General features: G+C 70.3%; 14 protein-coding genes and 1 pseudogene. 7 read left to right on the top strand and 8 right to left on the bottom strand.

The features are described from left to right. Positions 1 to 8: 8 nt before the first annotated feature. Together APR03_RS08705 and APR03_RS08700 are read right to left on the bottom strand one after the other, a co-directional pair. On the bottom strand, positions 9 to 1,595 hold the full coding sequence (locus tag APR03_RS08705) for an SLC13 family permease (protein ID WP_253834704.1): 1,587 nt from the start codon (positions 1,593 to 1,595) through the stop codon (positions 9 to 11). Positions 1,596 to 1,727: 132 nt separating this feature from the next. Then, positions 1,728 to 2,609 carry a hypothetical protein gene (locus tag APR03_RS08700; protein WP_253834702.1) on the bottom strand — a complete coding sequence of 294 codons (882 nt, stop codon included), beginning with the start codon at positions 2,607 to 2,609 and terminating at the stop codon, positions 1,728 to 1,730. A 164-nt stretch (positions 2,610 to 2,773) separates the two neighbouring features. On the opposite strand from APR03_RS08700, the gene APR03_RS08695 reads away from it, so the two are divergent. Then, positions 2,774 to 4,927: a hypothetical protein gene (locus APR03_RS08695; RefSeq protein ID WP_253834700.1), complete on the top strand. Its 2,154-nt coding sequence runs from the start codon at positions 2,774 to 2,776 to the stop codon at positions 4,925 to 4,927. 59 nt (positions 4,928 to 4,986) lie between these two features. Here the strand turns inward: APR03_RS08695 and APR03_RS08690 are convergent, their stop codons facing one another. The 4 genes and pseudogenes from APR03_RS08690 to APR03_RS25425 form a co-directional block, all read right to left on the bottom strand. Further along, entirely contained in the window at positions 4,987 to 6,141 is a 1,155-nt protein-coding gene (locus APR03_RS08690; RefSeq protein ID WP_253834698.1) for a damage-control phosphatase ARMT1 family protein, read from the bottom strand. 2 nt (positions 6,142 to 6,143) lie between these two features. After that, entirely contained in the window at positions 6,144 to 6,239 is a 96-nt protein-coding gene (locus tag APR03_RS08685) for a DALR anticodon-binding domain-containing protein (protein WP_253834696.1), read from the bottom strand. Between the two features lie 10 nt (positions 6,240 to 6,249). Further along, positions 6,250 to 6,618, bottom strand: a complete 369-nt coding sequence (locus APR03_RS08680) for a hypothetical protein (RefSeq protein ID WP_253834690.1) — start codon at positions 6,616 to 6,618, stop codon at positions 6,250 to 6,252. Between the two features lie 18 nt (positions 6,619 to 6,636). Then, a pseudogene (locus APR03_RS25425) lies at positions 6,637 to 6,789 on the bottom strand (hypothetical protein); the annotation flags it as partial. Positions 6,790 to 7,182: 393 nt separating this feature from the next. Between APR03_RS25425 and APR03_RS25195 the strand changes: the two are divergent. The 4 genes from APR03_RS25195 (at position 7,183) to APR03_RS08655 (ending at position 10,331) form a co-directional block, all read left to right on the top strand. Beyond that, on the top strand, positions 7,183 to 8,223 hold the full coding sequence (locus APR03_RS25195; protein WP_253834688.1) for a protein NO VEIN domain-containing protein: 1,041 nt from the start codon (positions 7,183 to 7,185) through the stop codon (positions 8,221 to 8,223). Between the two features lie 161 nt (positions 8,224 to 8,384). Next, complete coding sequence (locus APR03_RS08665; RefSeq protein ID WP_253834687.1) at positions 8,385 to 9,143, top strand: DUF6308 family protein; 759 nt, start codon at positions 8,385 to 8,387, stop codon at positions 9,141 to 9,143. A 7-nt stretch (positions 9,144 to 9,150) separates the two neighbouring features. After that, positions 9,151 to 9,690: a hypothetical protein gene (locus tag APR03_RS08660; protein WP_253834685.1), complete on the top strand. Its 540-nt coding sequence runs from the start codon at positions 9,151 to 9,153 to the stop codon at positions 9,688 to 9,690. Then, positions 9,690 to 10,331, top strand: coding sequence for an ankyrin repeat domain-containing protein (locus tag APR03_RS08655; protein ID WP_253834683.1), 642 nt, complete (start codon positions 9,690 to 9,692; stop codon positions 10,329 to 10,331). The genes APR03_RS08660 and APR03_RS08655 overlap by 1 nt, the downstream gene beginning before the upstream one ends. 4 nt (positions 10,332 to 10,335) lie before the next feature. Here APR03_RS08655 and APR03_RS08650 read toward each other — a convergent pair whose 3' ends face one another. Beyond that, positions 10,336 to 11,136 (bottom strand): class I SAM-dependent methyltransferase, encoded by an 801-nt coding sequence (locus APR03_RS08650; RefSeq protein WP_308216465.1) that lies wholly within the window; start codon positions 11,134 to 11,136, stop codon positions 10,336 to 10,338. Between the two features lie 154 nt (positions 11,137 to 11,290). Here APR03_RS08650 and trpS point away from each other — a divergent pair, with 154 nt between their 5' ends. Further along, positions 11,291 to 12,364, top strand: coding sequence for a tryptophan--tRNA ligase (trpS, locus tag APR03_RS08645; protein WP_253834675.1), 1,074 nt, complete (start codon positions 11,291 to 11,293; stop codon positions 12,362 to 12,364). A gap of 22 nt (positions 12,365 to 12,386) precedes the next feature. Beyond that, the gene (locus tag APR03_RS08640; RefSeq protein ID WP_253834673.1) at positions 12,387 to 13,175 is read left to right on the top strand and encodes a hypothetical protein; all 789 of its coding nucleotides are present in this window, start codon (positions 12,387 to 12,389) and stop codon (positions 13,173 to 13,175) included. Between the two features lie 63 nt (positions 13,176 to 13,238). Here APR03_RS08640 and APR03_RS08635 read toward each other — a convergent pair whose 3' ends face one another. Beyond that, complete coding sequence (locus APR03_RS08635) at positions 13,239 to 14,258, bottom strand: alcohol dehydrogenase catalytic domain-containing protein (protein WP_253834671.1); 1,020 nt, start codon at positions 14,256 to 14,258, stop codon at positions 13,239 to 13,241. Positions 14,259 to 14,419 lie beyond the last annotated feature (161 nt).

The following is a 14,419-nucleotide window of genomic DNA, read 5'->3' as shown; positions in this document are numbered from 1 at the left end:
CCGGCCGCTCAGAACGGCCAGACCAGCGGCACGTACCAGACCGCCGTCGCGAGGAAGAGCAGCGCCAGCGGCAGCCCGAGCTTCCAGTAGTCGCCGAACCGGTAGCCACCGGGCTGCAGCACCATGAGGTTGACCGGCGTCGCGATCGGCGTCAGGAACGCGGCTGCGCCCACCACCGCGAGAGCCATCATGAACGGCAGCACGCTCACGTCGAGCGTCTGGGCGAACGACACCGCGACCGGTGCCATCACCAGCACCGTCGCCACGTTCGAGATGAACTGCCCCAGCACCAGCGTGAGCGCGCACAGCGCCAGTAGCGCCAGGTGCGGCGACGCACTCCCGGTCAGGCGCATCAGGAGCTCGGCCATCATGTCCGCCGCACCCGAGGACACGAACGCCGCCGACAACGGGATCAGCGCCGCGATGAGGATCACCGTGTCCCAGGACACCGCACGAAGCCCCTGGGGCACGGTGATCACCCGCAGCAGCACGAGCGCCCCCGCCGCCAGCAGCCCGACGATCACCGGCGGCACGGCACCCGTCGCCAGCAGCACGATCGCCGCCACCAGCACCCCGAGGCACCGCTTCCAGCCCGCCCCGAGCGGCACGCTCCGCTGCAGCCGCTGCGACGCCTCGACGGCGATCACGTCCGGCGACTGCGTGTACCGGTGCAGCGCGTCCCACGGCCCGCGCACCAGCACGGAGTCACCGGCCTGCAGCGGCAGCGGGGCGGACGACGACGAACCGCTCGCCGTGTCGGTCGCCCGCCGCAGCGCGACGACGACGAGGTTCTCGTCCCGCGTCGTCATGCCCGGACTGACCCGCCGGCCGATCAGCGTCGAGCGCGGCGCGATGAGCACCTCCACCACCCCGGACGAGTCCGTGAACAGCCGCGCCGCATCGAGCTCCGCGGCGTAGCTCTCCTGCCACGACCGCACCCGGTCCTTCGGGTCGCCCGCGACGTCCACCAGGCGCTCCGGCGACCGCTCCGGCAGCAGCCGGTCACCGAAGAGCACCACGAGGAGCATCGTCAGCACGACCAGCGGAAGACCCACCAGCGCGAACTCGAAGTACCCGAACTCGCGGCCGCCCGACTCAGCGGCGAGCTCCGACACGATGACGTTCACCGGCGTCCCCGTGAGCGTCAGCATCGAGCCGGCGCTCGCGGCGAACGCCAGGGGGATGAGCATCTTCGAGGGCACGACGCCCGCCCGTGCGGCGGCGACGACGGCGACCGGCAGCAGCGCGGCGACCGCCCCGTTGATGCTGATGACCGCGGCGAGCAATGCCGTGCCGCCGACCATCGTCGTGAGCAGCCCGGTGCGCCCGAGCGTCGAGCAGCGTTCGAGCTGTGCCCCGATCCATGCCGTGATGCCCGTCGTCGCCAGCGCCTCGCTGAGCACGAACAGGGTGGCGATGAACAGGACGATCGGGTCGCTGAACCCGCCCAGTGCCTCGCCCAGCGGTAGCACGCCCGTGGCCCACAACGCCACCGGGACGAACATGGCCACGATCACGAGCGGTATCCGGTTGGTCGCGAAACCGAGCACCGCCAGCGCCAGGATCACGAACGTCGCGACGAGCGGGTCGATCATGCCTGTCCTCGGCCCTCGTCGTTCATCGTCGTGCTCCTTCGAGGCGTGGGACGCGTCCGGTCACAGCGTATGTGCTCGGCCCCGGCCGGCACGGCGTTCGTCAGCGAGGTCACACCGGGTCAGCGCTCCCGGTCAGTCGAACTCCTCGAACCGCTCCAGGAGCACGTCGTCGGTGTCGGCCCGGACCACGACCCACAGCTCCAGGGCGGGGATCGCGGAGCCGCCGCCGTCGTCCTGCGTGACCCACGGCCTGCCCACCGACGGGTTCTCGCTCGTGCCGTCCGGGTCGGGCGTGTAGCGCCAGCGCGCGCCGCGGTGGATCCGCGCCACCTCGCCCAGGTACCAGATCGCGCCCTGGAGGAAGTCGGTCTCGATCTGAGCGTCCAGGGCCTCCTCGGAGGCGACGCGCTGCCGCACCACCTGCGCGAGCGGGACCAGGGACGCCGGGCTGAGGTCGAGCTCCTGGGCCCGTCCGGTGTCCGCGGCCCAGGCGGAGAACTGTTCGCGGCGCGTGGCCAGCCAGGCGGTGAGCCACGGGTCGGGCGCCTCGTCCTCTGCCCCGGCCGGCAGCGCGGGCCGGTCGGCGCGGCGCGGTTCCCAGCCGTCGTCGTCGGCCCGACGCCGCGCCGCCGCCGCGGTGACGCGCTCGAGCTCGGCGGTCCAGACCGTGCCGGTGCGGCGGGTGACGGCGTCGAGGGCGAGCGGCATCGGCTCGACCGTCCCGCCGGCGTCGAGGACGGCGACGGGCAGGCCGGAGCCCTCGTCCCACGACCAGGCGCCGCCGCCGGCGGTCAGCAGGGTCTCGCCGAGGTACCCGCCCAGCGCCTCGACCAGGCCCTCGCGGGGCGGAGCGGCCTGGGTCTCGTCGAGCAGGAGGCGTTCGAGGTCGCGCAGGGACGCCGCCGAGTGGTCGAGCGTCGTGCCGTCGTCGGCGACGAGGTCCGCCAGCCCGTCGAGCATCGGGCCGAGGTGGTCGAGCCAGCGGGTGAGGTCGTCGTCCGACGTCGTCTGCATGGCGCCACGGTAGGCGGGCGGGCGCCGTCGTCGCCACAGATTGTCGCTGCTTCGCCCTGTGCCGAATTTTGTCGCGCTTGTTCCATTTTGCTGGGACCGTTTGGTGCTGCCGCGCGACGTCCGGCTCCATGGCCGGACGGCCCATCGTCCTGGAAGGAGCCATCGTGTCCGTGACGACCGATGCTCGGAAACGACTACCGACGGTCCTCCTCGCACTCGCCCTGATCTTCTCCTTCGTGACGGTGCCGAACGCGGAGTCCGCCTCCGCGGCGCCGCTCACCGGAAAGCTGTGTCGGGACCTGTTCAAGCTGCCCAAGCCCACGGGGCCGCCGCGGTCGACGATGCCTGACCCCGCGGAGTTCGCGGGGCTCGGGGAGCTGGCCCTGGACTACGTGAACCCGGCCGAGCCGGTGCGGAACGCCGTGCTGCCGAGCGACGACCCGGCGAAGGTGCGGGCGGAGTTCGGCACGAGGTACCGCGGGAAGAGCGTCGGCACCGAGGGTCATCTGTTCGCGCGCTGGAACGCCTACCTCGACCAGCATCCCGAGCTCAAGACGAAGGCGCAGATCAACGGGGCCTTCGACGGGTGGCGCAGCAGCTACGTCACCGTGCACGACAACAACGCCCGAGGGCACGCCTTCCACAAGCTCGTGGTCGAGAAGCTCGGGCTGACCGGCGACGACTGGCTGTGCGAGAAGACGATGGGCCCCAAGGGCAAGGGGGTGCGCGTCGACATCATCCACCGGCACACACGGTTCGCCATCGAGGTGAAGGCGGGCTCCGGGTACACCCGGGAGCAGCTCCTGCGGTACCAGGCCCTCGTCAACGACAAGACGCTGTCCCGCGCCACGTACGTGCACGGCCAGGAGCCCGACAAGGCCACCAAGGAGGCGCTCAAGAACGCCGGGGCGGACTCCGCCAGGGTCAAGGTCAAGCCCCGGATCACCAACGCCCAGCCGAACCTCCCGGGCGGCGCCGGCTGTGCCACGGGCAAGGCCCAGACGCTCGCCGCGCGCTGCGCACCCGGCCCGATCGACCCGAACGCGAAGGGCCAGAACAGCAAGGTGCAGGACATGGCCAAGCAGACCGGCCGGACCCCGGAGGAGGCGCGGCGCTACCAGAACCTGCCACGTGAGCTCGGCGCGCGCCAGGACGGGTTCCGGCGGCCGGGCGGGATCGACTGGTCCACGCTGGAGCTCAGCTACCTCGAGGTCGACCCGGGCACGGGCGACGTCGGCTACTCGTTCCAGGCGGACGACAACCCCGACGAGGCCGCCAACCCGTCCTTCGGCGGCGAGGACGTCCTGGACCTCAGCTCGGACGCGTTCTATACCTGGCTCGCCCTGCCGGACCAGGTGTTCTGGGTCAACCTCAACCCGGACCACCCGGACCAGGTGACCGACCCGCTGTTCGCGGACACGAAGGCCGCCCGCGTGCTCCTGGAGGCCGACCTGGAGATGAAGCGCGACTTCACGGCGCTCACCAACCCGGCGACCGAGGTAGGGGCGGCGTACTGGGACTCGCTGCGCACCAACCCGGACGGCAGCGTGTGCTGGCCCTCCACCCGCCAGTGGATCTTCGCCGCCCCGGCGAAGGTGCGCCAGGAGGGTGACCGGCTGTACATCCTGGACGCCCCGCTGAGCGTGGGCAAGGAGCGGATGGAGTTCACGAACTACCCCGACGGCCAGGAGCCCTGCACCGCGACCGACGAGATCATGGACCACAACTTCCGGATGGCGCAGGAGCACCTGGCGCCCGCCGTCGAGCAACTGATCAACACCGACCCGAAGTACGCGGACCTGCGGAGCGTCTACCGGGCGCGCGTCGCGGCGGCGTGGGTGAAGCAGCGCAACGAGGCGAACCCCGGGCCGTACGACGAGATCATCGACTCCGGTGACGTGTCCTTCTGGCCCGAGGGGACCGACTGGGAGGCCAAGGACGTCTGGGACGACATGATGGAGAACGACTGGACCCGGGTCCAGTTCGAGGTCACCCGCGAGGAGATCGTCGACGGCGAGCCCTACACCTGGGTCTACCCGATCTACGGCGGCGTGGAGCTGGACAAGTCGCCGAGGAAGCAGACGCCGACCGCGGAGTTCCGCCGCGACCACGCCGAGCTGCCCCGGACCGTGCAGGAGTCCCGCGTCGACATCGTGGGCTACGGCGACGAGGACGCGTTCGTCGGCGGCGGGACGGCGCAGCTGCCGGTGGAACCGGAGCCTTCTCCGGAGCCGACCCCGCCGCCTGCTCCGGAGCCGACGCCGACGCCGGACGACCCGCCGGGCCGGAAGGAGCCGCAGCTCGTGGCGACGGGCTGACCGTCGACGGCAGAAGCAGGCCGGCCCGCTGCTGCGGGCCGGCCTGTGCTGTGCTGTGCTCAGGGCCGCACGTGGATGACGGCGTGCGTGCCGTCGGTACGCCACCCGGGCGTGGTCGCCTCCAGGTGCGCCAGGCGGTCCGGGTCCACGCCGACGGCCACGTCCGACTTGAGGGTGCGCAGCGCGACCAGGGGCGCGGGGAAGTAGGCCGTGAGATCCCGGAACGTCGTGGTGGGCTCCCAGTGGGCGTCGCCCACCAGGCGCCGGTAGTTCAGGTCGCCCTTCACGACGACGACGGACGCCCCACCGAGCTCGGCCACCAGGTCGGACGGCATCTCGTGGAAGGTCAGCGGCGTGCACCAGAACGCGTGCGCCCGGACCCGGACCCGCCCGTCGCCGATCGCCGTCCCGAGCCGTCCTGCGATGCCGCAGGCGGCCCCGCCCGCCGCCTCCAGGCGCCGCAGCACCTGGAGCAGGTCGGTCACCGTCGCGTCGGAGACGTAGTACGGCTGCGGCTTGAGGTGCAGGACGACGGTCGCGGCCCGGCCGGTCTCCAGCAGACGGTCGATCAGCACCAGATCGGCGACGAGCTCGCGGCCGGCATTGTCGGCGACGAGGTGCACCCGGTTCTCCGTGCCGCCGTCCAGGAGGCGCCACAGCTCGGCCGAGTCGTCGGCGACGAGGTCGTCGACCTGGGACCTGTCCTGGGCCGACGGGTCGGACATCCGGAAGCCCAGGTCGGCCCGGTTGCCCCACAGCGCGGCGGTCAGCGCCGCCGACAGGCCGTCCTGCTCCGGCGCACCGACCAGGTCGCCCAGGTTCTCCAGGTCGCGCGCCAGGTCGGGCGAGTCGAGCTCCGCGCTCTTCTGCGGGGCGAACGGGTCGACACCGGCCCACGGCCCCGACCCGAAGTAGCCGGTGGCCTCCAGCAGCAGGCGGTAGAAGTACGACTCGGCCCACAGGAACGGGACGTCGAGCCACTTCTGACCCACGTACGCCGCCGACCACACCTGCCACGCCGCCCGGTCGCGGGCGCCGGCGGGCAGGGGCGGGATGGTGTCCATGTCCCGCAGCTCGTCGAGCGCCCCCTGGACCTCCGGCGGGTAGGGCACGAGGCGGCGGACCGTTGCGATGAGGTCGGGATGGCGGCGTGTCAGGACGCCCCAGGGGAAGGAGTCGGGGACGTTCGACAGGATGGGCGGCTGATCCGGCATGGTCACATCCTCTCGGGTGCCCGGATACCGAGCAGGTCCAGGCCGGTGGCAAGGGTCCGGCCGGTGAGGTCGCACAGGGCGAGACGGTTGGCGCGCACGGCGTCGTCGTCAGGACCGTACATCCGCCGGCAGTGCGGTCCGCACCGCGGCGACGACCGTGGACGGTTCCCTCTCGACAACGACCCAGCCCGCATCCCGCAGCTCTGTCCGCTCCTCGAGCCCTGCCCCCGCAGCCAGGACGGCGATTCGCAGCTCGGGCCACGTCAGCAACGTCGCGATCCCGTCGCCGATCTCCTCCCCGACGGCGGGCACCGGCAGATCACCGGCCACGGCAAGCTCCCGGAGCAACGGCTGGACCTCGTTGTCTGCTTCGGTGACAAGTGCCGACCAATCCGGGGCGAGATCGGCAGCCTCCGCCTCGGTCTCGCGGATCCCCGCAATGACGGTAGCGAACGTCTCGGCAGTCGATTCGTCCATCCAGTACGAGCTGGGATTACCCGGGATGAACTGGGACGGCATCGCGTGGCCGAAGCGCAGGGCCGTGTTGTGTGTGTGGGCGAGGGCTGCGGCGACGGTGCGGACGCCGTCGAACCCGCCACGTTCGGCAACGACGGGCGACGGGACGGGCTCCGGTGCCGCCTCGACCAGGACGGAGAAGACTCTGCGCGCGTTGTCACCGATCTGCGACCAGTAGGCCCTGGCGTCCTCGACGTCCGTCTCGACAACGAAGTCGTCGGTACGACACGGCTCGCGTGGCAGAAGCTTCTCGACAAGGTGGCCGAATGACTTCTGCCACGTATCGGACGGTTCGCCCTGCGTGGCTTCAGCATGCGGCTCAACGGTGTCGAAAAGCCCTCGATGAACATAGCTATGGCTCTAAAGGTGTTGATGCATTTGGCCCGAAGGGCCGGTATGTGGACTGAAGAATTCGCCCTCGGGGAGGGTTCTGTCTGGATGCTCGTCACGCTACCGTCGCTTCGGCGGCAGGCTGCGGTTATCCACCCGGGGTCATGTCGTTCCAGCCGTGGGGATGAGGGCATTGTGATCAATGAGTGGTGGGCAAACGACCCTACGCAGCGCTACTGGATGGAGACCATCAAGCGTCGCGACTACGGCGACGCAATTCGAGCTCCGCACAGGAAACAAAATGGGGCAGCTATGCCCTACTACGAACTCGTGAAGTTCGTGCAAGATGGTGACGTAATTTTCCATTGGGATACCGACCGGCCGAGTGGGGCGCCTTCAGCCTTTGTGGGCTGGTCGATCGTCGACGGCGCACCGTACGAAACCGATAGCGTCGTGTACAGTGACGCATCGCCTACGTCTGGAACTGAGGCTTTGCTTCGCGACTACACCGCGCTGGACGAACTGCTCGACTACAACGAAGTTAATAAGCGCTTCGGCGAGGTGCGGGCCGTTCGAGATGCGCTCGCCGGCCGGTTCGACGGACTGCTGTACTTCCCGTTCAACATCCGCAAGGACGGCACGCTTCGCGCTGGCCAAGGAAACTACCTGACCAAGTTTCCGGTTGAGTTGCTCGCGGTCTTTCCGGAGTTGGTGACTGATCGACGAATTCGTTCCTCACGCTCGGATTCGCGCGGCGCGCGGTCGAACGGTGCGCTGCTTCAGTCCCAAGAGATTCGGGGCGAGCGCCGCCAGGCGACGGAGGCCGGTTATGTCGCCGATGCCAAGGTCCGTCGCGCAATAGAGATGCAGGCGGTTCGTCAGGCGATCGATTATTACGAGCTGCAGGGCTACGAATGGGTTGACGTCGGCGCGTCGCAGCCCTACGACTTGCTGCTCACTCAACCGGGCGTGCTCGGCGAACGACACGTAGAAGTCAAGGGATCGACAGGTGAGGCGACAACGGTCGAGCTCACGATCGGAGAGTTGGATCACGCACGAAACCATCAGCCCACAGACCTCTTCGTCGTGAGCGATATCAGCTGGCGGCGCGAGGGCGACCTTGTCGTGACAGATGCCGGACGAGCCCACCTGATCGAGAACTGGTCCCCGCGCCGGAGTTCAGTCAAGCCAATTAGGTTTCGTCACACGGTCCCGCGCGGCGTGGATGTCGGATAATCAGGAACATGTCGGCAGCGTCGGCGGAGGTGTTTCCCCGACCGACTGCCTTCGAGTCACCTTCGTTCATGACGAAGATCGTCAGACTGCGCTCAACGTGTCATGGCGTCTGTGAAGAGATCACCCGCCGCTCACCTACTGCCCGGCACTAGCGTGTGGCTGTGACAGCCGATCCCCAGTCGCCCGGCGTGCCGACTATCCTCGCCCACGCCGAGCTAGCGTTCGCGCTACTTCGCGACTACTACACCGGGACGCTCCAGTCGGGCCGGCCGGCGTTTACCGGCGCCAGATTCGAGACCCTCGGCGGGCCATGGAACGACCGGGTACATGCGGGCGAGATCACGGCAGGAGACCTTGCCGCCGTGTCGTGCCTCTCAGTCAACGTCCCGGGTTCCGCGGCCGTTCGTGTCCTCGAGACCCAGGCAGCCGAGATCAGGGAGCACCTGAGAGATATGCCAGGTCCCGACGTCCCGCTGTGGGAAGTGCCGGATACGGAGATCGTGAAGGGATCTGCCGCCTCACAGCTCTGGTGGCTGCTCCGCGACGGCAAGGATGGTCTCGGCCGCACCACCACCAGCAAGCTCATGGCCCGCAAGCGCGCCAACCTGGTCCCGGTCTACGACAGCGTCGTGGGTAATGTGCTGGGGCTCAGGAACGCCACCGGCCACTGGGAACTCATGCGAACCCTGATGGTGACCGAGGTGAATGGGCAGCTTTTGCATCAATACCTGGACGCGATGACCACAGATGCAGGTCTTGCGCCTCTGGTCACCCCCCTGAGGGCATTTGACGCCGTCGTCTGGTACGCCCATACGTCCAACAGCCGAGTGCGAGAACGGGCCCAAAGGATCGCCGACAAGACGGGACAGTCCGACGCCCTCTCGCCCCTCGACAACGCCGCCCCCGACCGAAGCAGATAGTTTCGCCATGCTCCCCACCCCACCCGACGTCGACCTCGACTCCCTCTTCCGTGTCCCCCAGGGCAAGATGCTCCACGCCCGCGAGTGCCAGCACCTCACGGAGAAGTCGCTCGCCGTCCTGGAACCGGCCACCGAGCTCGACCTCGCCAAGTACCCCATCTGCTCGTCGTGCCGCGACGCCCTGAGCACGGGCGGCCGCACCCACTACACCTCGTTCGACACCGCTCTCGAGGCGCTCCCGGTTCCGCTCGAACACCGCCCACGCATGCGTGAGATTGCGGCCGCACTGGACACGGCGCGAATCTGGATCCCGGCGTCCCGCTCCTACATCGCCGTGTCCGCAGGCCAAGGCATCGAGGCGGCGGCGTACTTCAACAAGACGTTCGTCGATCTGCACCAGGAAGGCGGCGGTTACGACCGCGAGTGGATGCCCGGGCACCGGACGGCTCGGCAGGCGAGCGAGGCGACGTTGGAGAGGCTGCCACCCGTCTGCCCGACGTGCTCTTTTCAGCTGCCCGCCAGCGGCCACTGCGACAATTGCGACTGATGGACACCCACCACTGGCCCGCCGCGACCGACCGCGACGCCTACGCCGAGCCCTTCCTCGCACACACCGACGCCATCGCCGACGCCGCCCGCGCCGGCCGCTGGAACGATGTCTTCGCCACCCTGGATGCCGACAAGGACGCCGGACACCCGAACGTCTGGAGAATCGGCGGAAACTCGGGCTTCACACCCCTGCACCAGGCAGCCTGGCACGGCGCGCCGGCCGAGGTCGTCCACGAGCTGCTCCGCCGGGGCGCCTGGCGCGCCCTGCGCACCGCCGATGGCCGGACCGCCGCGGACATCGCCCGAGAGCGCGGCCACGAGCAGCTCGCCCGGGAGATCGAGCCGCAGCCCGGCGAGCGCACGCTCCAGTACTCAGTGCTCGACGGCCACCTCATGGGCCTCATCGAAGCCCGGGTCCGCCCGGCGCTCTCGATCAGGCTGCGGTACCCGCAGACCGCCGTCGTCCACGAGGTCGGCAAGCTCTGGTACCCCGTGCCCGGGATGTATGGCGGCTTCGCTCTCAAGGCGATCCCGGACGGGGTAGAGGCCGAGAGCTGGATCCGCGTCGTCGGCGGCTCGGGTCAGCGGCACGTCATCACCCGCGAGGGCTGCCGCCTCGTGGAAGAAGGGTTCGTGTGAGGCCTCAGGGCGTCAGCACGAAGTACAGAAAGCTCAGGAACCGGCTCCGCTCCCCGCTCACGATCCGCGGCGGCAGCAGCTCGACCGGCGTATCCGGCGCCGGCGCGGGTTCCGCCACGGCAGACACGGCGAACCCCGCCCCGCGGAACGCGTCGAACATCGCGTGCAACGGCCGGTGCCAGAACGTCAGCGTCGCCTCCTGGTCCCCGAACCGGAACTCGTCCGAGAACCGGTGCACCGCGAAGTAGTCCTCGGTCGGCCGCAGGTGGGCGAACACCGTCGGGTGGTTGACCGACAGCACCAGCCGACCGCCTGGCCGCAGCACCCGCCGGAACTCGGCCAGGGGCGCGTCCCAGTCCTCCAGGTAGTGCAGCACCAGCGAGCAGACGACGACGTCGAACGCGTCGTCCGCGAACGGCAGCGGCTCCGCCAGGTCGGCCACGTGCAGCGGGACGTCGTCGCCCAGACGACGTCGCGCTGTCGCGAGCATCTCCGGGCTGCCGTCGATCCCCGTCATGACGGCACCCGCAGAGCGCAGCGCCGCCGTCAGCGGCCCGGACCCGCAACCGGCGTCCAGGACCTGCAGGCCGGCCACGTCGCCCGCCAGATCGACCATCGCCGGGTGGTTGTAGTACGTGTTGAGCAGGCTCGACGTGTTCTCGGCGTCGTAGGCGGCCGCGAAGCTGTCGTAGTGGTCGGCGAACACAGGGATCCTCTCGAAGACGTCCGACGCACCGTAGCGACGCCCACCAGCACCGGCCCGCACGCGCACCGGACCCACCGACCACTCGCCCGGTATGCTCACCCCATGACCTTCCGGCGCACCTGGTGGCGGCTGCTCACGCAGCCGTGACCTGACGCGCCGTCCGACGTCCCGAGCTGCCCACCGCAGCCGGGACGTTTTTCGTGCGCACGAGAGTCCCCGGGCAGTGGTGGGCCCGAACCGCACAGGAGCCCCCATGCACGCCACCGACTCCGTCCGCACCGCCCGCGAACGCTCCGCCACCCTGGAGCACCAGATCGCGACGACCCCCCAGAAGTTCCGCGTCCTCACCGGCGAGCGCCCCACCGGTGCCCTCCACCTGGGCCACCTGATCGGCACCCTGGACAACCGTGTTCGCCTCCAGGCCCAGGGCGTCGAGATCTTCCTCGTGGTGGCCGACTACCAGGTCATCACCGACCGCGACGTCGCCGACAATCTCCCGGCGACCGTGCAGCAGGTCCTTCTCGACTACCTCGCGGCCGGCATCGACCCCGAGGCGACGACGGTCTTCACGCACTCGGCCGTCCCCGCCCTGAACCAGCTGCTGCTGCCGTTCCTGTCGCTGGTCAGCGTGGCCGAGCTGGAGCGCAACCCCACCGTCAAGGCGGAGACGGCAGCCGCCGAGCGGCGCGGACGGCGGGGCATGTCCGGCCTCATGTTCACCTACCCCGTGCACCAGGCGGCCGACATCCTGTTCTGCCACGGCAACCTCGTGCCCGTGGGGCAGGACCAGCTGCCGCACCTGGAGGTCACGCGCGCCGTCGCGCGGCGGTTCAACAACCGGTACGCCGCGCAGGACCCCTACTTCCCGGAGCCGGACGCCCTCATCGTCCCGACACCGACCGTGCTCGGGAACGACGGCGAGAAGATGTCCAAGTCGGCGGGCAACGCCCTGGAGATTCGCGCGATCGAGGACGAGACGGCCGCCTTCGTGCGCCGTGCCAAGACCGACTCCGAGCGGCACATCACCTACGAGCCCGAGCGCCGCCCGGAGATCGCGAACCTGCTCACCATCGGCGCGCACTTCGCGGGGACGACGCCGCAGGCCCTGGCCGACGACGTCGGTTCCGCCGGCGCCGGGCGTCTCAAGCAGGTGGCGACCGAGGCGCTGGTCGAGGGCCTGCGCCCGGTGCGCGCCCGCCGCGCGGAGGCGGCTGCTCGCGGGCCCGAGTACCTCGCGGGCATCCTGGCCAGAGGGAACGCCAGGGCCAACGAGGTCGCGGACCGCACGCTCGACGACGTCCGCGGCCTCATGGGGATGCGCTACTGACCGCGCTGGGAGGATGAACCGCATGACGCCGCTGCCCGCACCGCCGGACCGCGCCCCCGACCTCGACGACGACTTCGCCGCCGGACCCGCCCCCGCGCTCTGGGTGCCGCACTACCTGCCGCACTGGACCACGTCCGACCGGTCCGCGGCGCGCTTCCGGACGACCGCGGACGGTCTGGAGCTGCGCATCGAGGCCGACCAGCCGGACTGGCGCCCCGAGGACGCCCCGATGCGGGTGTCGAACCTGCAGACGGGCACGTTCTCGGGGCCGGTCGGCTCGCGCCGGGGGACGCACCGGCACCGGGAAGACAGCCTCGTGGTCCGGACCGAGACGCCGACGCGCCTGCTGTGGGCGCCGGCGGCGGGCCGGGTCGACCTGACGGTCAGCGCCAGCCGCGACGAGGGCTGCATGCTGGCCGCCTGGCTCGTCGGCACGGAGCACGAGGCGAACACACCCCGCGACGCGGACGGAACCTCCGGCGAGGTCTGCGTGGTCGAGATCGATGCCACCGCGATCGGCGCGGCCACCACCGCCCGCACCGGCCTCAAGGCGCACCACGACCCGGACCTGACCAGCGACATGGCCGAGGTCGAGCTGCCCTTCGACGTGACCCGCCCCCACACCTGGACGGCGATCTGGGGCGCGGGGGAGACCGTGATCGGCTGCGGGGGAACGGTTCTGCGCCGCATCCCGCAGAGCCCGCGCTACCCGCTGTTCCTCATGGTCGACCTGTTCGAGATCGGCCCGCCGGCCGGCAGCTACCCGAAGACGGCCGTCGTCCACCGCGTCCGGGGTTGGTCAGCTCAGTGACCGGCCGGCCGGCGGCCTGGGGGCACCGTCGGCCGGCCGCGTCCTATGCAACCGGTGTCGCCGTCAGTACGTCACCACCGCCTTGAACCGCACGTCACCGGACTCCGCCCGGGCGTGGGCCTCCTCGACCTGGTCCTTGGTGAACACCTCGATCCTCGGCGTGACCACGCCGCGGGCCACCAGGTCCAGCGCCTCGACGAGGTGCTCGAAGGTGTTGTGGGCCGATCCGATGATCTGGTAGCTGTTCGCCACCAGGGGCAGCGCCGGGAGGGTGAGCTCGTCGGTCGCGATGCCCATCATGACCACCTTGCCCCAGGGCCGCAGCCCCTCCATCGCGCTCGCCACAGCCGCGTGGTTGCTGCTGGTGTGCATGATCAGGTCCGCCCCACCGGCCTCCTGGAGCCCGGCGCCGTCGAAGACCACCTCGTCCGCGCCGAGCTGCCGCGCGAGCTCGGCCTTGTCGGGGCTGTGGGTCACCGCGGTGACGTGGTACCCGGCCGCCTTGGCGTACTGGATGGCCAGGTGTCCCAGGCCACCGATGCCCACCACCGCTACCCGGCCGGTGGGCTTGGTCTGCGCCCGGCGCAGCGCCGCCCACACCGTGTACCCGGCGCACAGCGTCGGGGCGGCCAGCTCCCAGGAGATGCCGTCGGGCAGCAGCACCGTGCCGTCCACGTCGGCCACCGCGTACTCCGCGTGCGCGCCGTCCACGTTCACGCCGGTCAGCACCGGCTCGGCGCAGTTGGCCGCCGTCACGAAGCTGTTGGGGTGCTGCTCGCGACAGAAGTCGCAGTTGCCGCACCGCTTCTGCACCATCGGCAGCCCCACCCGGTCACCCACCTTGCGCTGGGTGACGCCCGCCCCCACGGCGATCACCTCGCCGACGCCCTCGTGGCCCAGCACGAGCGGGAACGGGCGGTAGGACAGCGTGCCGTTCGCCATCCACAGGTCCGTACCGCAGATCGCGCACGCGCGGATCCTGACCAGCACCTGGTTGGGTCCGGCCTCGGGCCGGTCACGCTGCTCCAGCTTCCACGGACCGTTCGCCTCGGCCACCACCACTGCCTGCATCTGCTCAGTCATGTCGGTCCCTCTCGTCGTCACCTGACCTGGGACGCCATTGCCCCCGGCAGCAGTGCCGCCGGGTCGCCGTCCCGCGTCCGTCCACGGTCCCGTGGCCGTCCGGGCGCGTTTTGCCCGAGCCGGTCAATTCCTTGCCAGATGCCGCGGCCAGATGACGCACG

The sequence above is a fragment of the Promicromonospora thailandica genome (assembly GCF_024171955.1).
GTDB classification, from domain to species: Bacteria; Actinomycetota; Actinomycetes; order Actinomycetales; family Cellulomonadaceae; genus Promicromonospora; species Promicromonospora thailandica.
The sequence above is the reverse complement of the archived record's forward strand: the minus strand, read 5'-3'. Positions and strand labels throughout refer to the sequence as shown.